Origin of the sequence: Pelosinus fermentans JBW45, from assembly GCF_000271665.2 — a bacterium.
Lineage (GTDB): Bacteria > Bacillota > Negativicutes > DSM-13327 > DSM-13327 > Pelosinus > Pelosinus baikalensis.
Genome location: NZ_CP010978.1, coordinates 3,439,118 through 3,462,228, shown reverse-complemented (window position 1 = coordinate 3,462,228; position 23,111 = coordinate 3,439,118). Strand labels below are relative to the sequence as shown.

General features: G+C 39.6%; 18 protein-coding genes. 15 read left to right on the top strand and 3 right to left on the bottom strand.

The features are described 5' to 3' along the window. Nucleotides 1–258 precede the first annotated feature (258 nt). The 7 genes from JBW_RS15385 (at nt 259) to JBW_RS15355 (ending at nt 11,092) form a co-directional block, all read left to right on the top strand. Nucleotides 259–2,355 carry an alpha-glucoside-specific PTS transporter subunit IIBC gene (locus JBW_RS15385; RefSeq protein ID WP_036680542.1) on the top strand — a complete coding sequence of 699 codons (2,097 nt, stop codon included), beginning with the start codon at nt 259–261 and terminating at the stop codon, nt 2,353–2,355. A 15-nt stretch (nt 2,356–2,370) separates the two neighbouring features. Beyond that, nucleotides 2,371–4,065 (top strand): glycoside hydrolase family 13 protein, encoded by a 1,695-nt coding sequence (locus JBW_RS15380; protein WP_007954476.1) that lies wholly within the window; start codon nt 2,371–2,373, stop codon nt 4,063–4,065. Then, nucleotides 4,046–4,819, top strand: a complete 774-nt coding sequence (locus tag JBW_RS15375) for an HAD-IIB family hydrolase (protein ID WP_007954478.1) — start codon at nt 4,046–4,048, stop codon at nt 4,817–4,819. Before JBW_RS15380 ends, JBW_RS15375 begins: the two co-directional genes overlap by 20 nt. A 30-nt stretch (nt 4,820–4,849) precedes the next feature. Then, on the top strand, nt 4,850–6,127 hold the full coding sequence (locus JBW_RS15370) for an S-layer homology domain-containing protein (protein ID WP_007954480.1): 1,278 nt from the start codon (nt 4,850–4,852) through the stop codon (nt 6,125–6,127). Nucleotides 6,128–6,185: 58 nt separating this feature from the next. Continuing rightward, nucleotides 6,186–8,936 (top strand): alpha-amylase family glycosyl hydrolase, encoded by a 2,751-nt coding sequence (locus JBW_RS15365; RefSeq protein WP_007954482.1) that lies wholly within the window; start codon nt 6,186–6,188, stop codon nt 8,934–8,936. A gap of 22 nt (nt 8,937–8,958) precedes the next feature. Beyond that, complete coding sequence (locus JBW_RS15360) at nt 8,959–10,284, top strand: 6-phospho-alpha-glucosidase (protein ID WP_007954484.1); 1,326 nt, start codon at nt 8,959–8,961, stop codon at nt 10,282–10,284. Nucleotides 10,285–10,519: 235 nt separating this feature from the next. Next, nucleotides 10,520–11,092, top strand: coding sequence for a cysteine hydrolase family protein (locus JBW_RS15355; RefSeq protein ID WP_007954486.1), 573 nt, complete (start codon nt 10,520–10,522; stop codon nt 11,090–11,092). A gap of 418 nt (nt 11,093–11,510) precedes the next feature. Here the strand turns inward: JBW_RS15355 and JBW_RS15350 are convergent, their stop codons facing one another. After that, nucleotides 11,511–12,425, bottom strand: a complete 915-nt coding sequence (locus tag JBW_RS15350; protein ID WP_007954488.1) for a 4Fe-4S double cluster binding domain-containing protein — start codon at nt 12,423–12,425, stop codon at nt 11,511–11,513. A 119-nt stretch (nt 12,426–12,544) separates the two neighbouring features. Between JBW_RS15350 and JBW_RS15345 the strand changes: the two genes are divergently transcribed. Continuing rightward, nucleotides 12,545–13,108, top strand: a complete 564-nt coding sequence (locus JBW_RS15345; RefSeq protein WP_007954490.1) for a CGNR zinc finger domain-containing protein — start codon at nt 12,545–12,547, stop codon at nt 13,106–13,108. After that, nucleotides 13,101–13,277 (top strand): hypothetical protein, encoded by a 177-nt coding sequence (locus JBW_RS24775; protein ID WP_200896996.1) that lies wholly within the window; start codon nt 13,101–13,103, stop codon nt 13,275–13,277. The genes JBW_RS15345 and JBW_RS24775 overlap by 8 nt, the downstream gene beginning before the upstream one ends. 95 nt (nt 13,278–13,372) lie before the next feature. Here JBW_RS24775 and JBW_RS15340 read toward each other — a convergent pair whose 3' ends face one another. Further along, nucleotides 13,373–14,560, bottom strand: a complete 1,188-nt coding sequence (locus JBW_RS15340) for an MFS transporter (RefSeq protein WP_007954492.1) — start codon at nt 14,558–14,560, stop codon at nt 13,373–13,375. Nucleotides 14,561–14,769: 209 nt separating this feature from the next. On the opposite strand from JBW_RS15340, the gene JBW_RS15335 reads away from it, so the two are divergent. The 3 genes from JBW_RS15335 to arsM all read left to right on the top strand — a co-directional run bounded on the left by JBW_RS15335 (nt 14,770) and on the right by arsM (nt 17,281). Continuing rightward, the gene (locus tag JBW_RS15335; RefSeq protein WP_007954494.1) at nt 14,770–15,351 is read left to right on the top strand and encodes a TetR/AcrR family transcriptional regulator; all 582 of its coding nucleotides are present in this window, start codon (nt 14,770–14,772) and stop codon (nt 15,349–15,351) included. 169 nt (nt 15,352–15,520) lie between these two features. Further along, the gene (locus tag JBW_RS15330) at nt 15,521–15,964 is read left to right on the top strand and encodes a MarR family winged helix-turn-helix transcriptional regulator (protein WP_007954496.1); all 444 of its coding nucleotides are present in this window, start codon (nt 15,521–15,523) and stop codon (nt 15,962–15,964) included. A gap of 81 nt (nt 15,965–16,045) precedes the next feature. Beyond that, nucleotides 16,046–17,281, top strand: a complete 1,236-nt coding sequence (gene arsM, locus JBW_RS15325; RefSeq protein WP_007954498.1) for an arsenite methyltransferase — start codon at nt 16,046–16,048, stop codon at nt 17,279–17,281. 267 nt (nt 17,282–17,548) lie between these two features. Here arsM and JBW_RS15320 read toward each other — a convergent pair whose 3' ends face one another. Then, nucleotides 17,549–18,310 (bottom strand): DeoR/GlpR family DNA-binding transcription regulator, encoded by a 762-nt coding sequence (locus tag JBW_RS15320; RefSeq protein ID WP_007954500.1) that lies wholly within the window; start codon nt 18,308–18,310, stop codon nt 17,549–17,551. Between the two features lie 254 nt (nt 18,311–18,564). On the opposite strand from JBW_RS15320, the gene JBW_RS15315 reads away from it, so the two are divergent. The 3 genes from JBW_RS15315 (at nt 18,565) to JBW_RS15305 (ending at nt 23,090) form a co-directional block, all read left to right on the top strand. Then, nucleotides 18,565–19,542 carry a Gfo/Idh/MocA family protein gene (locus JBW_RS15315; RefSeq protein ID WP_007954502.1) on the top strand — a complete coding sequence of 326 codons (978 nt, stop codon included), beginning with the start codon at nt 18,565–18,567 and terminating at the stop codon, nt 19,540–19,542. Between the two features lie 259 nt (nt 19,543–19,801). Beyond that, nucleotides 19,802–22,156 (top strand): glycyl radical protein, encoded by a 2,355-nt coding sequence (locus JBW_RS15310; protein ID WP_007954504.1) that lies wholly within the window; start codon nt 19,802–19,804, stop codon nt 22,154–22,156. Beyond that, complete coding sequence (locus JBW_RS15305; RefSeq protein ID WP_036680533.1) at nt 22,119–23,090, top strand: glycyl-radical enzyme activating protein; 972 nt, start codon at nt 22,119–22,121, stop codon at nt 23,088–23,090. Before JBW_RS15310 ends, JBW_RS15305 begins: the two co-directional genes overlap by 38 nt. Nucleotides 23,091–23,111: the final 21 nt, after the last annotated feature.

The window sequence follows — 23,111 nt, the reverse complement described above, 5'->3', positions numbered from 1 at the left end:
ATAGGGCCGTAATGCTTTGAATCTATTGAATGTGTGGTGATAAGGGGCTATGATAAAACACAAGATATCTTATAAAGCAATTTGAAATAGAAGATTTCAAATTGAGCTAAAAACTATTTGTCATGACAAAAAACTAGGTACGACAAGATTCCTGCAATAAGGAGAATCAGTTTTATGTATCTGCAAAGAAAATTCTCAAAATTCAAAATTGTAAGTGAAAAGTTGCGGCTAAAGAAACTATTTGATGGGGGTGGGGTTATGTCGATCAACAAGGACATTGTCATGCAAAATGTACAGCGTTTCGGCGGAGCAATGTTTACGCCAGTTATACTGTTTTCCTTCTTTGGTATCATGGTGTCATTATCCATTATCTTTAAGAACCCGGATATTGTTGGCAGTATAGCGATAAAGGGTACATTCTGGTATAACCTTTGGTATGTAATTGAACAGGGATCATGGACAGTCTTTGCGCAAATGCCGCTTTTATTTGCAATCTCTCTACCAATTGGTCTGGCAAAGAAAAATCAGGCAAGAGCCTGCATGGAATCGTTTGTGATCTATGTTGTGTTTAACTATTTTATTTCGGGAATACTCACACTGGCAGGTCCGTCGTTCGGCGTGGACTACAGCTTGAAAGCAGGCGGCGGCACAGGTCTTGCAATGATTAGCAATATCAAGACGCTTGACCTCGGTATGCTGGGTGCTATCTTGATTTCGGCAATTACAGTATGGCTGCATAATCGTCTCTTTGATGTAGATCTTCCGGATTACCTTGGTATCTTTAAAGGTTCGTCTCTCGTTGTAGCAGCCGGATTTTTTCTAATGTTACCAATGGCATACTTTTTCTGCCTTGTATGGCCTGGTATACAACACACAATCGGAGCTTTTCAGGATTTTTTAAAGGCCAGTGACGCGCTTGGCGTATGGCTCTATACCTTCAGTGAAAGAATTTTGATTCCTACAGGTCTTCATCACTTCATTTACACACCGTTTATTTTCGGTCCAGCTATTGTTGAAGGTGGTATTCAGCAGTACTGGTTACAGCATTTGCAAGATTTTGCAACTTCATCTCATTCTTTGAAAGAAGCGTTTCCAGGTGCTGGTTTCTCACTGCACGGTTCTTCAAAACTGTTCGGTATTCCGGGGATTGCGCTTGCTATTTATGCTACGGCAAAACCAGCTAAAAAGAAAGCTGTTGCCGGTCTTTTGATTCCAGCAACGATTACGGCAGTTATATGCGGGATTACAGAACCACTTGAATTTACATTCCTGTTTATAGCTCCTGTGCTTTTTGCAGTACATGCATTCCTTGCTGCAACGCTTGCTGCAACATCATTTCTATTTGGTGTAGTCGGTTCTTTCGGCGGTGGACTTATTGACGCCATTGTGCAGAATTGGATTCCTCTATTTAAATATCATTCTGCAATTTATATTACGCAGATTATCATCGGTCTTTGTTTTACGGCTATTTATTTCTTCGTGTTCCGTTATCTCATTCTGAAGAATGACTATAAGACCCCGGGTCGTACGGATGATGTTGAAGAAGATAAACTTTATTCCAAAGCTGAATATAAAGCAAAGAAAGCCATGGAAGGCAAGGTAGGTGAAAACCTAAAGGTAGATGAACGCGATCTTAAGGCAGCCGTATTCCTTGAAGCTCTCGGCGGTAAGGAGAATATCAAGGATGTAACAAATTGTGCTACACGTCTTCGCGTAACGGTCGTAGATGATACGCTTGTCAAAGGCGTAAGTGCGTTTACAAAAGCAGGTGCTCATGGTCTTGTAAAGAACGGTCATGCAGTTCAGGTTATTGTCGGCTTATCTGTACCGCAGGTAAGAGAACGTTTTGAAGCATTGCTGCAGGATATATCAGGTGTAGAAACTGCATCCGGCACGGAAAAATCAACAACACTCAAGGCATTTGTCAACGGTAAGGTCATCCCTATAACGGAAGTTAAAGATGAAATGTTTGCGCAGAAGATGATGGGTGACGGTATAGCGATCTATCCGCAGAATGAAACGATGACAGCTCCGGCAGACGGTGAAATCACTATGGTCATGGAAGAATCCGGTCATGCTGTAGGTATGCGTTTGGCAAGTGGCGTGGAAATCCTCATCCATATTGGCATTGATACGGTGAAAATGGAAGGCCGTGGTTTCCATGTACTTGTAAAACAAGGACAGAAGGTAAAAGCAGGGCAAGGGCTTGTGAGTTTTGATAAGAAACTTATTGAAAAGGAAGGATATTCTTCTATTATTATATTAGCTATTACAAACTTTTCAGAATACCCGCTTATGAAGCTACATTCTGGTATGACAGCAAAGGTTAATGAAACGGTAATTGCAACTTTCTAAAAAGGGGAAATCAAGATGGACAGTTTGAAATGGTGGCAAAAGACGCTGGTGTATCAGATTTATCCGAAGAGCTTCTGTGATAGTAGCGGCGATGGTATCGGGGATTTAAACGGTATAACGGAAAAACTGGACTATATTCGTAATCTAGGAGTAGGCGCTGTCTGGCTGACGCCGGTGTATGTATCACCAATGGTAGATAACGGCTATGATATTGCCGACTACAAGAATATTGCACCGGAGTACGGCACAATGGCGGATATGGAGAATCTTATTGTCGAGGCAAAGAAGCGCGGCATCCGCATTGTAATGGATCTAGTGTTCAACCATACCTCAGATCAGCATAACTGGTTCAAGGAGTCGCGCTCTGACTGTAAAAACAGCAAGCGTGACTGGTATATATGGTGTGATGCCAAACCGAACGGAGCGCCGCCAACAAACTGGCGTGGCATATTTGGCGGTTCGGCCTGGACATTTGATGAAGCTACAGGCCAGTATTATCTACATACATTTGCTAAGGAGCAGCCGGATTTAAATTGGGAAAATCCTGAGGTGCGCAGAATCCTGTATGATATAGCAAATTTCTGGCTGGATAAGGGTGTAGGTGGGTTTCGCATTGATGCAATTACATATATAAAGAAGCCAGTAGTGTTAAAGGACCTGCCAATTGATGGTCCGGACGGTATGAGCAATGTGCATATGGCAACAGCGAATCAGCCGGGCATACTGGAATACCTGCATGAGTTTAAGCGGGAAGTCTTTGCGGGGAAGGATATTTTCACAGTGGCAGAGGCCAACGGTGTATCAGCTGAGGAGTTGCCGCGGTGGGTAGGCAAGAATGGTGCATTTGATATGTTACTTGAGTTTAACCATATGAACCTAGATATGGAAAAGGCAAGCCTATGGTGTCGACCGGCTCCCTGGAAGTTAACAAAGCTCAAAAAGGCACTTAGCGACAGCCAGAAGGCAACGACAGAAAACGGCTGGTATCCGGCGTTCTTTGAAAATCATGATCAGCCGCGTTCGGTGAATCAATTTTTCCCGAAGAATGCGGATAAAAAGCTAGCGGCAAAGGTAATAGCAACAGTATTGTTTACCTTGAAGGGAACACCGTTTATCTATGAAGGCCAGGAGCTTGGCATGACAAATACAAAGTGGTCTTCCATTGAATGCTATGATGATATCGCCTCCAAGGGGCAATATGCACTTGCATTGCAGGAGGGATTCTCAAAGCAGCAGGCGCTGGAATTTGTCTGGAAATACAGTCGTGATAATGCGCGGACACCGATGCAGTGGACGAGTGCGAAAAACGCCGGTTTTACGAGCGGCAAGCCGTGGTTGTCACTGAATGAAAATTATAACGAAGTAAATGCAGGATGGCAGATGCAGGATGAAGATTCCGTACTGCGGTATTATCATCGTTTGGCAAAGGTTCGTCAGGAATATGATATATTGCTCAAGGGCAGCTATGAAGAGCTACTGGAGGCAGATGAACAGATATATGCTTATATGCGTGTAATGAAAGAAAAAAAAGTGATAGTTCTTTGTAATTTTTCTGAAAAAGAGAAAGAATACAGCCTGCCAAAACTTTCAGGCAATGGGAAACTATTGCTCGGCAATTATGCAGATGCGCCAAATCAGATTCTGCGTGCCTATGAAGCAAGGGTCTATCTCTGTGAAGGGAGGACGACGATTGAAGGTTGCAGCAAGTGATTTTGACGGAACGCTGTTTGTCGATAATGGAATTTGTCCGGAAAATGCGGAGGGGGTTCAACTGTGGCGTGGGGCTGGCAACAAGTTTGGCGTAGTCACAGGACGTGACTACGGCATGCTGGTTCCGCAGCTGGAGCATTTCGGCATAGGCTATGATTTTGCAATATGCAACAACGGCGCGATCATCTTTGATGAGGACGGCAGGGTACTCTATCAGGCGGAGATACCTGAGCAGATGCTTTATGTAGTAGCAACACATCCATGTGTTGTAGAGAGCTTGCATGTGGCGTTTTCGCAGGCACAGCGGAGCTGTGTGTACCGAGAAAGGGAAGGTTCCTGGATTGCCCGCGAGGCAAAGCAATGGGATTTTCTGCTTAAGATGATAGAAATGGCGGAGATTAATGAACTTAGCCGAGTGCATCAGATTGCACTGGGGTTTGCGAGTTTGGACGGGGCGGCGAAAGCTGCCCGGCAAGTCAACCTGCTGTTTGGTGATACGGTGTATGCCTGCCAGAATCGCGGCAGCGTGGATATTACACCGCTTGGCATCGACAAGAGCAAAGGTATTGAGAAACTGTTGGTGTTGAAATCATGGCAAAATTCAGAGGTGCATGTCATTGGCGATGAAATCAATGATTTGCCGATGATACACAGGTTTGACGGCTATGCTATAGAGTCAGCAAGAGCAATTATCCGAAGGGAAGCAAAGAAAAGTTTTGTCTCAGTTGGAAGTATGTTGCGAGAGTATTTATAGAAAATTAAAAATAAAGGAAGTTGACATAGAATGAAAGTGAAAAAAAGTTTATCTGCATTGGCAATCACTTTGGCATTGGGAGCATCGACGACGGCGTTTGCGGCAGCTGCAGACAGCTTTAACGATGTACCGAAGGATCATTGGAGCTATGCAGCACTTGACGAATTGGCTAAGGACGGCATCATTGAAGGGTATGAAGATGGTAAATTCCAGGGTAACCGCATGATGAGCCGCTATGAAATGGCGACCATTGTTGCCAAAGCAATGGACAAAGTGAAATCCGGTTCGCTCGGCGATCAGGCACTGGTAGAAAAGCTCGAAAAAGAATACGGCAGTGAACTAGATGCACTTGATAAGAAAATCGAGGCAGTCAATGCCCGTATCGATAATGTAAAAATCACTGGATTCGTCCGTACACAGTGGGACAGCGATAAAACAGATGGCAAAGGATATAACAACGACAACAAGCGTTTTTATCTGGATTTAGAAGGTGAAATGAAAATTTCCGATAATTGGAAAGCGAAGTTCCAGCTTGAAAAGAACGCGCATTATACGTCGGCATTTACTACGGATGCGCAAGGGAATAAACATAATCACAGTGGCAGGGATACCAATGAAATCGATAAAGATCATTCCGGCACGATTTCACGTATTTGGGTTGATGGGACAATAGCAAATAATTGGTATGTCAATATCGGTAGAAAGTGGAGCGGTATCGGGTATCAGAATATGCTTCAGGGCGGCGAAACAGATGGTATTCAGTTCTGGCATCCAATTTCTAAAGATTTGATGGTCAGCGGCTGGTGCTTTGCTCCTACATGGGACGGGGCGGATTATACCCTTTATGGTGCTAATGTCTTCGGCAAGATTGCCAACAATCTGGAACTAAATGTTGCCTATGGTGAATCAAATAAAGAAAAATGGTTTGGTGACAAATACGGTTCTGTTGATTTACGTACACAACTTACACCGACAGTGAAGTTGACAGGTACTTATGCTTGGACGGGTGCAGATGAATACAATACAGATAAAGCAGTTCGTCTTGACTATAAAGGAACTAATCTTAAAAATGTAGGCTCATTTGGCGCTTATACACGCTATGTAAATTATGGTGCAGTCGGCGATATCGGGCATGATGATGAATGGGGATCTTTACCAAGCAATATGAAGGGCTGGATTTTAGGTGCTAAATATGTGCCTTGGGAAAATGTAGAATGGGAGACACTCTACTCTAAACAGAAAGTAAATGTTAACAGTACAAACGATGACAGAACCCTGTTCCGTACACAGCTTGATTTTCATTTCTGAAAATAATGTATAAGGAAAGCCTTGGAGATTTTACAAGAATTTTAAGGGGGGGAGAAAGATGCTAAGAAAGAGTATTTTCACTAGAATATTTGCCGTGCTCATGGTGTTTGCTGTGCTGGCAATGACTGAGGTGCAGGCGGTACAGGCTGTGGCTGAAAAAGAGCTGCAACAGAGAAATGTTGTGCTAGTTGGCAATCTACAGCATCGACTTGGCGCGGCTAAGGACTGGGACCCGTCCGATCTGAAGACGCAAATGACCGACCTCGGTAATGGCTTTTACAGCTACACGGCAAATTTGCCGGCAGGCGCTTATTTCTATAAGATTGCTATAAATGGCAGCTGGACCGAGAACTACGGACTGAACGGCAATTTCGATGGTGCCAATGTACAGCTGAACTTACTGAAGCCGCAGCAGATTACCTTTTACTATAATGATGCAACTCATAAAATTACGGATAGTAGCAGCTACAAGATGCTGAATAACAACGAATTGCCAAAAATTACGGGCAATCTGACAAAAACGGCAAACGGTGAGTTTATCATGCGTGATACGATGCTTGATGAATTCTATACGACAAGTCTTGATGTGAGAGCAGGTACTTATAAAATAATCATTGACCAGAAGGGCAAAAATCCTGTTACGCAGGAGGTTATATTCACGAAAGACGGTAAGGTAAATTTTTATCTTGACCCAAATGAAAAGAAACTCATTGTGGATGATGGCAGCATCCATGAAGACAAGATCTATCACAATACCTGGGATATTGACTGCCGCAAGCCTTTCGAGGCTATAAAGACCGGCAGTGAAGTTACACTTTCAATTCGTGGGCAGAAGGGCGACATCAAGAATGCACAGCTCATTCTTTTGAAGTCAAAGATTACAGCTGGTGGCGGTGATGAATATAATATTGATTACAACGCTGGCATAAAGACGGTTTATGACATGAGCTTTTCTGGTACAAAAGGCGACGAGGATGTCTGGACAAAGACCATTAAAATGAATGAAAATGGTGTCTATGGTTATAAGTTTCTCCTTAATGGCATAAAGGAATATGGCGAAGATGCTAAGCCTGGTCAAACGGGAATGGTAACGCTTCGCGGTGGCAAGCCTTTCCAGCTTACTGTATACAGTGCGGACTACAAGACGCCGGACTGGACAAAGGAAGCTGTAATTTATCAGATTTTGCCCGATCGCTTTTTCAATGGTGACAAGAGCAATGACAATGCAAAATCTCTGGCTAGAGGCAAGCAGCCTGTACAGCATAGAAGCTGGAATCAGCTCCCTGCCAATGCAAGTAAGACGCCAGCAGCCGACGGCGATGCGTACGAATGCAACGACTTTTTCGGCGGCGATTTGGCCGGGATTACGCAGAAGCTAGACTATCTGAAAGATCTCGGTGTTACGGCGATCTATGTAAATCCAATCATGGAGGCAGCTTCCAATCATCGTTATGATACTGTGAACTATGAACGCATTGATCCGTTCCTTGGCACGCAGGCAGACTTTGACAAGCTTATCCAGGAAATGAACAAACGTGGCATGCAGCTTATCATGGATGGTGTATTTAATCATGTAGGTGATGACTCTATCTATGTTGACCGTTATGGCAAATATGAATGGGTTGGCGCTTATGAATACTGGTCCAGAGTTTATGATTTGATGAACAAGAAGCATATGAGCATGGCCAAGGCTGAAGCCGCAGCAAAAGCCTCTTTGATTGCAGAAGGACAGAAATTCAGTCCGTATAATTGGCAGAATTGGTTTGATATCAGAAATGAAATTACCAAGGATGATATGGGTACAAAATATGCTTATCATGACTGGCAGGGCTACACGAGCTTGGTTCCGTTCAAGAACGTCCCGAACCAGCTCAACAACATAGATTTGGATAACTATTTAATCTATGATGATAACGCAATTCTCACAAAATGGCTCAAGAAAGGCCTGGCCGGCTGGAGAATTGATGTAGCGAAAGAAGTTTCTCCGGAATTTTGGGAAGCTGTAAGAAAGGAGGTAAAATCCTTCAAGACATTGCAGGGGCAAGAACCGCTTCTTTTAGGCGAAATTTGGCAGGATGGTTCCCAGTTTCTCACGGGTGATCAGTTTGACTCTGTGATGAATTACAAGCTCAGCTTTGCTGTCGGCGATCTCTTCCTGAACAAGGGCGATGCGGCAGCCGCTGATGTTGAACTGAAGGTATTGATGCAGAACTATCCGAAGGAAGCTCTGTATGCCTTGATGAATATCGTAGACTCCCATGATACTGTAAGAGCTATTTACAAGCTTGGGGGCGGCAAGGAAAGCGTGGCACAGGCTACATTGAGGGACTTTAACTATGAACAGGGCAAGGAAAGATTGAAACTTGCGGCTGCCTTCCTCATGGGCTATCCAGGCGCACCGACTATCTACTATGGCGACGAAGCCGGCGTGTACGGCAGTGCGGACCCTGACTCCCGCAAAACCTATCCGTGGGGCAATGAAGACCAGGAGCTGCTTGCTTATTACAAAAAGGTCATCAAGGTAAGAAACGATAACAAGAAGCTCTTTGCCTATGGCGATGTATTTACACTTAAGGCAGAAGGCGATATCTATGTATACGGACGTTCTTGGGGCGATGAAGACGCTGTAGTTGCCATGAACAGAGGCGATGCGATGGAAGTAACACTGGATGTACCGCAGTTTGTTGATGACACGGTATTTACAGATGCATTAGACGAGAGTTATACAGCTTCTGTACAAAATGGCAAGTTGACGATAAATTTAAAAACCAGCAAGGCAAGAATGATGATAAATAAGAATATAGATTAAGAAAATTGGGGAGGAGATCACTATGAGTAAGAAATTTTCAGTGGTAGTAGCAGGTGGGGGAAGCACATTTACGCCGGGAATTGTAATGATGCTTTTGGCTAATCTGGATAGATTTCCAATTCGTAAATTGAAATTCTATGATAATGATGCAACGCGTCAGGAGGTTGTAGCAAAGGCTTGCGAAATAATTCTGCGCGAAAAAGCACCGGATATTGAATTTGAAGCAACTACAGATCCGCAGGAAGCGTTCACAGATATCGATTTCATCATGGCACATATCCGTGTCGGCAAATATGCAATGCGTGAACTCGATGAAAAGATTCCGCTTAAGTACAATGTACTTGGTCAGGAAACCTGCGGTCCTGGAGGAATTTCCTATGGCATGCGTTCTATCGGCGGTATCATTGAAATTATTGATTATATGGAAAAATATTCGCCGAATGCATGGATGCTTAACTACTCCAACCCAGCAGCGATTGTAGCCGAAGCAACCCGTAAACTCAGACCAAATGCTAAGATTCTGAATATCTGTGATATGCCGATTGGCATTGAACGCCGCATGGCAGCCATTGCTGGACTCAAATCCCGCAAGGAAATGGAAATCAGATATTATGGACTGAATCATTTCGGCTGGTGGACTAGTATTATGGATCACCATGGCAACGATCTTATGCCGAAAATCCGTGAATATGTTGGCAAAAAAGGCTACAATCTTGATATACCAGAATTCAAAGCAGATACAAGCTGGACGGTTACTTACGACACGGTCAAAGAATTTTATCAACTTGATCCTAGTACATTGCCTAACACATACCTCAAATATTATCTCTGCCAGGACGAAGTTGTGGAACATTCCAATCGCGAATATACAAGAGCCAACGAAGTCATGGATGGCCGTGAAAAGACCGTATTCGGCGAATGTCGCCGCATTGCAGCAGCAGGCACAGCCAAGGAATGTGGCTTTGAAGTGGATGAACATGCTTATTACATCGTAGACCTTGCAAGAGCTATTGCCTATAACACAAAGGAAAGAATGCTCCTGATTGTTGAAAACAACGGTGCTATTCCTAACTTTGACCCGACAGCTATGGTGGAAATCCCTTGTATCGTAGGCTGCAAAGGACCGGAACCTCTGACAGTCGGCAAGATTCCGCAGTTTCAGAAAGGTCTTATGGAGCAGCAGGTATCAGTAGAAAAGCTTGTTGTTGAAGCGTGGGCAGAAGGCTCATACCTAAAACTCTGGCAGGCACTGACAATGTCCAAGACAGTACCAAGTGCCAAGGTTGCAAAGCTTATTCTTGATGATCTCATTGAAGCCAACAAAGACTACTGGCCGGAGCTCAAATAAAATAGAAAAAAATATACGAAGGGTGTACCTCGCAAATGGGGTACATCTTTCATGTATTTGTAGGCGACATGACTAATTCATAGTATGGAAAGATGAGTATTCTTCAAAGCCGAGACTCTTTGCTAATTTGTACGATCCATTTTTACTGCAATTATTTGGAGGATAAATATGGAAAATAGCGAATTGATATGAAAATAGTGAAACCTAACTTCAAACCGTAACCGGAGGATGATTCATGAATATTATGCTGCCTAAAAAAACTGCATTGATCATAATTGACGTGCAAAATGCTATAGATCACCCAGAATGGTCTAAGTATGGAAGTAGAAATAATCTTAAAGCTGAAGAAAATATGTCATTACTACTAAGCAAATGGCGACAATCAGGGCGTAAAATTATTCACGTAAAGCATGAATCAACGGAACCTAATTCAACGTATCGTTCTGGTGATATTGGATGCGAGTTCAAAGAGTGTGTTTCTCCCATAGAGGGTGAATTAATTATTATTAAACATGTTAATAGTGCTTTTATAGGAACGGATCTTGAGGCGATTCTCCGCGAGTCAAATATTTCACATCTAGTTGTATTTGGAGTCATTACAAATAATTCAGTGGAGACTACCGTAAGAATGGCAGGCAACCTAGGATTTAATACTCATTTGGTGGAAGATGCAACATTTACTTTTGCTAAGCCTGATTATACAGGGAAAATCAGAACTGCTGATGAAGTTCATACTATGTCACTGGCAAATTTAGAGAATGAGTATTGCAAAGTTGTCTGTACTGATCAAGTAGTAAATGCTTTGTAGGATAATGAATTACAATTGAGTAATCAAGGACAGTATTAGTAGCACAATTGAAATTTAAAATCAGCATGTTAGTATTATCTGGGGTGTGTACAGGTTTGTTTTTAGGAAAGTTTTTTGGTTATATGAGCCATTATAAGGATGATACAGAGTGCGATCTTGCTTGATATACTGATATCTAGATTTCTCATATAACGAGGTCAGAGGTAGTAGTCGATCTAGAATGGTATGAAAAATAGACGTTAGTCAAAAATTATCGGCTAATGTCTATTTGGAGATTGATTATGAAGTTTGTCATGTCATGGAGGGTCGGGTTGGAGACGGTATGGCCCTTCCATGGTGTGGCACGTCCATAAAAGGAATATTTTATAAAATCAGCTTTAGAAATGCTGATTTTTACTATTTACAGAAAAAAGGTGGATTAGCGTAGGAGTAGTGCTTTGAGATTTCTTTGAAGAGTAGTGAGCCCATATTCAGTTAGATTCAATTTTTCAAGAGTGTCCCAGGTAGTCTTTGGAAGTTCAGTAATTTTATTCTCGCTTAATAGGAGATCAATCTCAGATTCAGTCAAAATATTTTCGGAATTTGTTGTTAGAATGTAATTTCGATTTTGTGGGCAGGCTAGCTGGCAGCGCATACATCCTACTAAAGAGTTATGCCAGGTACAGTCAATCCAATCAGGGAATGTTTCAGAGGATTCATTGAAATATGTAAGACACTTTGATGCATGAATAATAGTTCTATTTATGTCAATACACTTTGTAGGGCAACTAGTTAAACAAGCCCAGCAATTGTTACAATCTGGCATTCTTTGTATGTCTCGCCAGGTATCTGAATCGCTCGGCATATCCGATACTAGAGCGATCAGTCGATAGAAGCTTCCCATACCGCAAATATAGGAAATATTGTTTCTGCCGTACTGACTGAGTCCACTTCTAACTGCAAGGAGTTTCAGCGGAAGTTCCGCGCGGACTAAGGAAAAGTTTCCTTTTTTTAATTCGTCTTCGGCAATACGTGATACTAGCTTTTCCGCTTCCATATATACGTAAGTTGGTGGCACAATGATCTCTCGTTCTTTTCCTCGCCATATAAAGCGAATTTTTGTAATTGGCTGTGGTACTGCTGCGATAATGATTGATTGTGCATTTGGTAGTACTGTAGAGTAGTCGTATTGAAATCCATCTAAAAATTTGTATAAATCACTATTTAGAAGCCTGGATTGATATAATTCTACCATTTCCTGCTGTAGATCGTGAAGATGATGGATGGGTACGAGTGTTCCTTTGCAGCCATTCTGATCTAGCTTTGTAAGTAATGTCGTTATCAGTGTCTTCATGCTAATTCCTCCTAAATGCATTTTTGTAACCTTTAATTTGAATAATGACAGTTACAGTGATATACTAAGTATAGTGCTTAGCTGTGTAACTGTCAATAACGTGATAAACAGGAGTTAAAATGAGAGAATTAAGCTTGGATTTTTTAAATACGCGATGGTATCTTACTCATACACTTAATAAGGAGATATTGGCAGACCCTATATTGTTTAAGGAATTTCTAGAAGTACGGCAGTTGCAAGTAGAAATACCACTTTCATTTGGTACAATAGAAAGTTTATTAGAATTGCGCACGTTTCTGGCAAAAGTTCTAGAGGATTATACGAGAAAGAATTCAATATCGTTAGAGGCTATAAAGAGGATAAATCATTATCTAGCAATATCAACCTGTAGAAGGGTAGTGGAACAAGGTGAACATGGAGTCCGAATGACAATACAGCCGTTATCTATGGATTGGAATTGGATTATAGGTGAAATAACCGCTTCCTTTGTCGAATTAATCGAATATGGTGACAAAAATCGCATTAAAATTTGTGAAAATCCAGATTGTAAATGGTTTTTTTATGATGAAACGAAAAGTCGCACAAAGCGATGGTGCGATGATAAATGCGCGAGCTTGATGAAGGTAAGAAAGTTTCGGGCTCAAAAAAAGATAATTGCCAAAACTGCGGGGGCCATTGAGTAGGACCATCATTGCTACACATATGGAGGCGCTCGATCATACAACAATATCTCGTGACTGTTTAAGACAATATGCTGATGCAAAAGGAATTCGATCGGAACAATTGCTGATACCATCGGACGGAGAAATGTATTATCTTCCTAAGATTAGTGAGAGAGAAGCGTATTGTTGAAAATAGTCCAAAAAGCCCACAACCCTTGAAGAAATTGAGGGGTTGTGGCTTTTCACTTAAAAATCGGAAATGAAAAGAGTGTCTACCAAGATACATTAATTATTTTTTTCTGTGAAATAGTATAATAATGCCGCAACTGGCATACTTAGTCCTAAAATTGATGCAAACATCCAGCTGCCATAAGCGTAGGCCCAGCCGCCTAATGCCGATCCGATCGCTCCACCAATAAAGAAAACAGCCATGAATATTCCATTTACGCGCCCACGTATTTCACTTCCTAGTGAATAAATAGCACGCTGACTGAGAACGAGATTGCCGGATACAGCCATATCTAACGTAATAGCTGCAACGACTAGCATAGCTAAAGATATTGTTGAATGATCTTCAAATATATGAGTAAGTAAAAAAGATAAAGCCGCAATTACAATTGCCACACCCGTCAATATTTTTGTCCATCCCTTATCGGCCAATCTTCCCGCGATAGGAGCTGCTATAGCGCCGGCCACACCAGCAAGGGCGAATAAGGCAATCCCTTGCTGTGACAGATGGAAATCACTGGCTAACCATAACGGTATTACTGTCCAAAACAGACTAAAAGCGCCAAATAAACAAGCTTGATATAAGGAACGGCGGCGTAAAACAGCCTTTGTTTTAAAAAGTGACCACAAGGAGCTAAGCAATTCGCCATAATTCATGGTAGGTGAAGGTTTACGTTCAGGAAGAACTAAAGCCAACAGTACAGCCAATATTGCAGTAGTGGCGGCAGATAGAGTAAAGACTGCCCGCCATCCCCAAAGATCAGTAATAAAGCTGGCGATAGGCCGGGCAAGCATGATTCCAAGCAGTAGTCCACTCATTACATTACCTACTACTTGACCTCGCCGCTCTTCTGTTGCTAAATGGGCTGCATATGGTACCAATATTTGAGCTGCCACTGAACCTAGCCCGATAAACATTGCTGCCGCAAGAAAGAACAGCGCGTTATTTGCCAGGGGTGCTGCAACTAATGCACAAATAACGACTGCTAATGCTGACACAACTAATCGCCGATTTTCAATGAGATCGCTAAGTGGAACAATAAATAATAACCCAAAAACATAGCCAATTTGGGTCAGTGTTACGATTAACCCTGCTGACGCCAGAGGAAGATGGGTATCTGCACTGATAGGACCAACTAAAGGTTGTGCATAATAAAGATTTGCAACAATAACCCCACATGCAATTGCTAACAGGAATGTGATCCAGTTTGGAACTTTCTTAGTTTCTGTTCGTACGTTATTCATATGATAATCCCTTCCTTAGTTCATTTTTTTCTTTTACGTTTATATGGTATTATTTAATTAAATACAATACTAAACGTTCGGTTTCTATAAACGTATTATAAACTGAACGTTTAGTATTGTAAAGATATATTTTCTTTTCTTACGAGAAAATATTTAGTATAATGTACGTATAGTTTTAATGGGCACAAAATACACAGGGAGGTATTTCCTTGGAAAAGAAAAAAGGGCGTCCCCGTAACGTCGAAACGGAAAAAGCCATTCTTGCTGCTTCATATGATTTGTTGTTGGAGAATGGCTTTGGAGCTGTAACTGTCGAAAAAATTGCTGAACGAGCAAAGGTTAGTAAAGCGACAATTTATAAATGGTGGCCAAACAAAGCTGCGGTTGTTATGGACAGCTTTCTATCTGCTGCTACGTCTAGGCTTCCGGTGCCGGATACAGGTTCAGTTATCAATGATATAGTAATTCAAGTTACCAATTTAGCTAGATTTTTAACTAGCAGAGAAGGAAAAGTAATCAATGAGCTAATTGCAGAAGGACAATTTGATTTAAAGTTGGCAGAGGAATATCGATCAAGATATTTTAACCCTCGACGACTTGATTCAAGGCGTATCTTAGAGCGTGGAGTACATCGAGGAGAATTGAAGAAAGACTTGGATATTGAATTGAGCATTGACCTAATTTATGGTCCGCTTTTTTATCGATTATTAGTAACAGGTGAAAAATTAGATGAGCCTTTTATAGAGGTGTTAATAAACTATGCTTTTGAAGGCATTAAGTCAAAGAGATAATTTGTATGGCCAATTTGGTGGTCATAGATATATTTCTTATCGTGGTAAAGGAAATAGACATTAGTCAAATTATTGACTAATGTCTATTTTTTTGAAATATTAGTTTGAAAAAGAAACAGTTGCGAATTACAACTTATGTATGATAAGATCTTTATAGGAGGTGCATTATATGAGCTTTACTAATCCTAGCCAACGTCTCAGAGAAAGTACGAGGCTATTAACCCGGAAACTTGGATTCTTAGAAATAGACGAGGCAGTATGTTGTGGTGTAACATTAACTCAATGTCATGTAATTGTTGAAACGGGTAGGAAGCAAAAAATATCTGTTAATGAACTGGCTGAATTACTGAATCTAGATAAAAGTACAGTAAGTAGAACCGTGGATCAATTAGTTAACAATGGTAGTTTGATTCGGGAAGCAGACCCAGATGATCGTCGTTACGTCATGTTAAGATTAGATTTAAAAGGTGAAGAGTTATTTAAAAACATTGAGCAGCGAATGGATATATATTTTACTGAGACGCTGGAATCCATACCCGAAGAGAAAAGAAAACAGGTAATAGAGGGTCTAGAAATCTTCTCAGAGATGCTAAAAAACATAAAATGTATCTAAGGTTTTACCCATAAAGGGAGAATCGTTGTTAAATTCTTTAGTCATATTCTCTTATTAAATAAATCAATTGGAGGCTTATATATGGCACAAGATATTAGGGAAAGTGTAAGAAAGAAATATGCGCAGGCTATTATTAATAAGCGGAGTTGCTGCGGCAGTTCTACATATAATAACCCGGTAACAGGAAACTTATATAAAACTAATGATATCGAAGGATTACCAGAGGACATCATTAAGGCATCTTTTGGATGTGGTAATCCAACTGCTCTTGCACAATTATACGCAGGAGAAGTAGTTCTTGATCTAGGTAGTGGTGCTGGACTTGATGTACTTCTCTCGGCAAAGAGAGTTGGTCCCTATGGTAAAGCTTATGGATTGGATATGACAGATGAAATGTTAACAATAGCCAAAGAAAACCAAGAGCGTTCTGGAATTTTAAATGCTGAGTTTTTAAAAGGTCACATAGAATCCATACCATTATCAGATAATATAATAGACGTAATTATCTCTAACTGCGTCATTAATCTTTCCGCTGATAAAGATAGGGTTTTACAGGAAGCATATCGTGTGCTAAAGCCTGGTGGAAGATTTGCTATCTCGGATATTGTATTAACCCGGGAATTGCCAGTAACTATACAAAAAAATATAACTGCTTGGGCGGGATGCATCGCTGGAGCTTTGCTGGAACGAGAATATCAAGAAAAACTTATGGCAGCAGGCTTTACGGATATAGAAATCTTAAACACACGAAACTATGATTTTGATGATGAGCAGGCAGCAGCATTTTTGCCTGATCTAACAGAAGCTGAAAGGCAAGATTTAAATGGATCTTTAATAAGTGCTTTTGTCCGCGCTAAGAAGCCAATTGATGTGTTTGTCGAGGGCAAGGAATATGTTATTCGTACTGCATTAGAAGCTGATTTACCTATAATTGATATCCTTTTAATGGAAAATGGCTTAACAACTTCTGGTGTACGGGAAAATTTAGCGAATTTCTTAGTAGCTGATTACCAAGGTGTTATAGGAGTCATTGGGATTGAATTTGCTGGAAATGGAGCAATGTTAAGGTCCATGGCAATTTCTAAAGAATTACGCAAACGCGGTATTGCAACCTCCTTAATTGAGCGGTCTTTAGAAATAGCACGTCAATTAGGGGTAAAAGAAGTATATATTATGACAAATACGGCTGTCAGGTTTGCCTCTCGTTGGGGATTTTATAAGATACAGCGTTTGGAAATACCGGGGGATCTCATGTCAAGTTCCGCATTAAGTAACTTATGTCCAGCAACAAGTATTTGTATGAAATTAGACGTATAGAATTTTTTTATTAGTAGAAAAGCATATAAATTCTAGTAAAGCGATTAATTAACAACCTTCTTATTAAAGCGTACATGCGAATATTCATACATAAGGATATTTGCATGTACGCTTGCTTTCAGTTATAACCGAATTGAAGCGAAAAAATTAGTCGCTTCTTATGGTGGAAAGCTCTTATATCACGAGTAAAAATTTAGGCTTTTCCAAGACAAGACTTTACCCTCTCATGGATTGCATTACAATCAAATGAAAATAAAAAATCACAGCCTATATCAACTTTATATTTAAATCTTCCAATATCCTTAGTGTTTCACTATTAGGAAGTTCATCGATCACGATGCAATCAATGTCATCAAGAGTTGCGAACTTGTAATTACCATCAAAGTGGAATTTATTGTTTTCCATGACTAAATAACTTTTTTTGCTTGCTTCAATGATTGCCCTTTTTGTAATTCCGTCATCGATGTCAAAGGTTGTTATGCTCCTGTCAAAAACATTTACACCACAGCTGCCAATAAAGGATCGATCGAACTTATATTTAGATAGAAACTCAATCGTTGCAGACCCTGTAAAGCCTAGTAAATTCTTATTTAATACACCACCGGTAGCTACCACCGTAATATTATTTTGAAAAGACAGGATATTTAAAATTTCTAGTGTATTTGTCACAATGGTTGCTCTTTTGGAACTCTCGGCTAGAATTTTTGCTAATAAAATATTTGTTGTTGATAAGTCTAAAAAGACCGTTTCTCTGTCTAAAATTATATCAAAAGCTTTTTCAGCAATCGTTGTCTTAGACTGTACATTCACTTCTCTTCTGGCGCGTATATCGTAATTATTAGAGGATTCTCTAATTTGGATGGCACCACCATAGGTTCTCTTTAGAGCCCCTTGATTTTCTAGTGATTTAAGATCCTTTCGAATACAGTCCTCTGTAACATCAAATCTTGTACTAAGGTCTTTAACTTTAAGCTTTCCTTCAGAGTTAAGTATGGTAAGTATTTCAAGTAATCGTTCTTCAGCGAACAAGTCATTACCCCTTTCTACGCAAAATATAATAATTAAATAAAAATCTATCTATTTATGATAACTGAATTAGAAGATATTTTTAAGTTTTCTTATTTGAATCATCTGTTAGAATGCAAATAGATGATTGAAATAAAACTACTTATATTATACAATAAGAATTATTGATAATCAATAATATGAAACGATAAAGAATAATAATAGGACGTAAAAAGTTAACCGCTTCAAAGATAATAATAGAAAGAAGGGATACGATTATGGTCAGGTTTGCAGTAATAGGAACCAACCGAATTACCGACAATTTTATAGAAGCAGCAAAGTTATGTAAAGACTTTGAACTCGTGGCAGTGTATTCAAGAACAAGGGAAAAGGCAGTGCAATATGCTAGTAAGCATCAGATTGCATTAGTCTATGATAATCTAGAAGAACTGGCAGCAAGTAAAGAAGTGGACGCTGTGTATGTGGCTAGCCCTAATAGTTTACATGCTGATCATTCCATTATGATGTTAAATGGTAAAAAACATGTGTTATGTGAAAAGACGATCGCTTCCAATCAAAAAGAGCTAGCAGCTATGCTGAAAGCCGCTGAAGATAATGGTGTTATTCTGTTGGAAGCAATGCGTTCTGTATTTGATCCAGGATTTAAAGCTATCCAAGCCAATCTAGGTAAGCTTGGAATCATTCGGAGAGTTACATTCCAATATTGCCAATATTCTTCTCGATATGATAATTTCAAAAAAGGCATTATTGAAAATGCATTCAATCCTATTTTTTCAAATGGAGCATTGATGGATATTGGAGTGTATTGTATTCATCCATTGGTTAAGCTCTTTGGCATGCCGCAAAAAATATGGGGCAACGCTGTTATTTTAAACAATGGAGTAGATGGTGCTGGAACCATTATGGTTAAATATGAGGGCATGCAAGGTGAATTACTATATTCGAAAATTGCAAATTCTAACTTGCCAAGCCAAATTCAAGGGGAAAAGGGCTGCATGATGATCAAGGAGATACCAGATCCTAGAGAAATTACGATTATCTACAATGATGGACAAAAAGAGGATATACCAATTTATAAGTATGATAACAATATGTACTACGAAGTAGAAGAGTTGATTCGATTGATTCAAACAAAGTCAAGTGCTAAGGAACATAATGAGTGTTCTCTTATGGAGCTTAGTATTATGGATGAAGTAAGAAAACAGATAGGGATTACATTTCCGGCGGATGTATAAATGGAAGATTGAATGAGGAATTCAAAAGTTTAGACTACATGTTGATGTGAACCTAGCATCTGTAGTTAGATTAAAAGAACTGAACGAAAATGATTTAACAGAGGCTATTTCAAAAGTGAAATAGCCTCTGTTATCTATAAAAAATAATAGAAAGTTTATTGCGAAAGATTCATCAATAATATATAATAAGTTAAAACAATAATAAACAATAACAATAAAGATAAAATAATCGGAAAAACAATAGAGGAGGTGGCTTATTATGGAAACGTTAATTAAAACAAAACGAGTTGCTCTTTTGAAGGAAAAGATGATGGCTGAACCCAGATACGTATCCATTGAACAAGCATTAATTATTACAAAGACATATGAAGAAAATCAAGAGAAGCCAGTTATCATTAAAAGAGCACTGGCTTTAAAAAATGCATTGTTACAGATGGGGATTGCAGTAGAACCGGAGGAGAAGATTGTAGGGAATCGTACGATAGGGGTAAGGCACGGTGTTGTTTTCCCAGAGAGCGGAAGCTCTTGGATTGACCGAGAATTTGAAACTCTTCCAATAAGACCACAAGATAAATTCAATGTTAGAGAAGAAGATATTATCAATTTCAAGAAAATAATTGCACCTTATTTTAAAGAGAAATCCTTAGAAGATATAATCAGAACTCGATATGGGACAGAAATTGACGAGATTGCTAAGGTCGTCAAAATTAATCAAAAAGATCATGCCCAAGGACATATTTGTCCGGATTGTGAAAAATGGCTGACATATGGACCAGAAGGGTTAAAGCAAGAAGCCATTGCAAAACTTCAAAGTGGAACCAAGGATCAACAGGATTTTTATAAGAGCGTTATTTTAGTCATGGAAGGTACTCAAGCATTTATGATGCGATATCATGATCTGCTAGTGGAAAAAGCAGGGCAAGAAACAGACGCTGCGAATCAGGTTAATATGCGTGAAGTTGCAGTTATTTGTAAAAAATTATGCATGAACCCGCCAAATTCTTTCCATGAAGCGGTTCAATCGATTTGGTTTTTGTTTGTAATTCTTCATATGGAATCCAATGCATCTTCTTTTTCGCCGGGAAGGATGGACGATTTCTTATATCCTTTTTACAAGAAAGATATGAAGAGTGGCAGCATTGACAAGCAAAAAGCCTTAGAAATCATCGAATGTATTTGGTTAAAGTTTAATCAAATTGTTTATTTAAGAAATTCACATAGCGCAAAGTTCTTTGCTGGGTTTCCCATTGGTTTTAATATTGCAATTGGAGGGCAAGATGAAAATGGTAATGATTTTTCGAATGAATTATCTTTTCTATTTTTAAAAGCACAGGAGCATTTAGGCTTACCACAACCCAACTTATCAGTCAGACTTCATAAAGGAACCAATGAACCTTTATTAAAAGAAGCAGTGAGAGTAGTAGCCAAAGGCAGTGGAATGCCACAATTTTTTAACGATGAAGCTATTATTTCTTCCATGATGAATTTCGGTGTGTCAGAAAAAGATGCAAGAGATTATGCCATTGTAGGTTGTGTTGAGCTTACTTCCCAAGGGAATAACCTTGGCTGGAGTGATGCTGCTATGTTTAATTTAAATAAGGTTTTAGAATTAACCTTAAACAATGGGAAATGCCTATTAACGGGAAATGCTATTGGACCTGATTTAGGAAATCTAATGGACTATAAAACTTTCGAAGAATTAGAAGATGCTTTTGCTAAGAATATCAGCTATTTTATCGATAAAATGATTTTGGCTTGTGAACAAGTAGAAAAAGCTCATATAGATATTTTACCTTCGCCATTTTTATCGGCTGTAATTGATAATTGTATACAAAAAGGAAAAGATGTTACTGTGGGGGGAGCCGTCTACAATTTTTCTGGAATTCAAATGATTCAAGTTGCTAATTTAGCCGATAGTCTGGCAGCCATTAAGCTTTTAGTATATGAAGAAAAAAGAATTTCAAAAGAAGAGCTATTAAAGGCCTTACAAAATAACTTCGAAGGTTATGAAATTATTCGTACCATGCTGCTTAAACGTGCACCCAAATATGGTAATGATGTTGCTTATGTTGATGAACTTGGTGCAAAATGGGCGAGATTTTTCAGTGAAAAATTAAGTCATTATACCAATTATCGTGGGGGAAGATATCATACGGGAATGTATACCGTTTCGGCTCATGTACCTATGGGTGAAAATGTGGGAGCCTCGTCAGATGGAAGATATGCCGCAACACCGTTAGCCGATGGTGGTATGTCTCCTGTATATGGAAGAGATATTGCCGGGCCAACAGCGGTATTAAAATCAGTTTCTTTATTAGATAATCATTTGACGACTAATGGAGGACTGCTAAATATGAAATTCTTACCTGAATTCTTTAAAACGGAAAACAATATTGATAAGTTTGCTAAGTTTTTAAGGACCTTTGTGGATTTGGAAATACCACATATCCAATTTAATGTACTAAGGAAAGAAGATTTACTTGCAGCACAAAAAGATCCTGAGAAGTATAGAAGTCTAACCGTTAGAGTGGCAGGATATACTGCTTACTTTACAGAACTTGCGGGTGAACTTCAAAATGAAATTATTGCTAGAACAAGTTATGGAGATCTATGACACAATGAATACACATGAAAAGCTAAGGGGGAAAGTATTCGATGTTCGAAGATTTTCCACACATGACGGTGGTGGAATTCGAACAACCATTTTTTTAAAAGGTTGTCCATTGCGTTGTGTTTGGTGTCAGAATCCAGAAGGACTTTCGCTAAAATCACAGCTTATATATTTGGAAAATCAGTGTATACATTGTGGAAGATGTACTACTGTGTGTAAAAACCATGCCATTACCTTGCAAGAAGGCAAGCTTTGTATTGATAAAGGCGCTGCGGATGATTGGGAAGAGGCAATCGATTCCTGCCCAGCGGCTTGCCTAACTATGGACTCTAAATCATATACAGTAGAGGAATTAGTAAAACTTACAGTAAGAGATGCAGCATTTTTTCGGCATGGTGGAGGGATTACCTTATCGGGAGGAGAACCTCTTTTTCAAAAGGATTTTGCAATCGCATTGTTAAAAGCGTTCAAAGAAGAAGGTATCCATACCGCTATAGAGACTTCATGTTATGTAGAGCAAAATGTAGTTAAGGATGCACTTCTATATTTGGATCTGATCTATGTAGATTTTAAAGTGTTCGATAAAAATAAGCATAAAGAATGGATTGGGTTTACTAACGATAAAATAAAAGAGAATATAAGGTTTATTTTAGAATCAAACAAAAAGGACCAAGTCATTATTAGAACACCGTTGATTCCAACCATGACAGCAGATAAAGAAAATATTTCTGCTATAGGGAAATTTATCACGAGTATTTATCCTGAGGTGAAGTACGAATTGCTGAATTATAACCCTCTGGCAAAAGCCAAATATAACTTAGTGGAAAGAGAATACTGTTTTGCAGAAAACCCAAGGATGTATACCGAAGATGAAATGAATGAGTTTAGACAAGCAGCAAGAAATGTCGGAGTCAAACACCTCATCATTGAGGTGTAAAAAAATTTTGCACCAGATGCA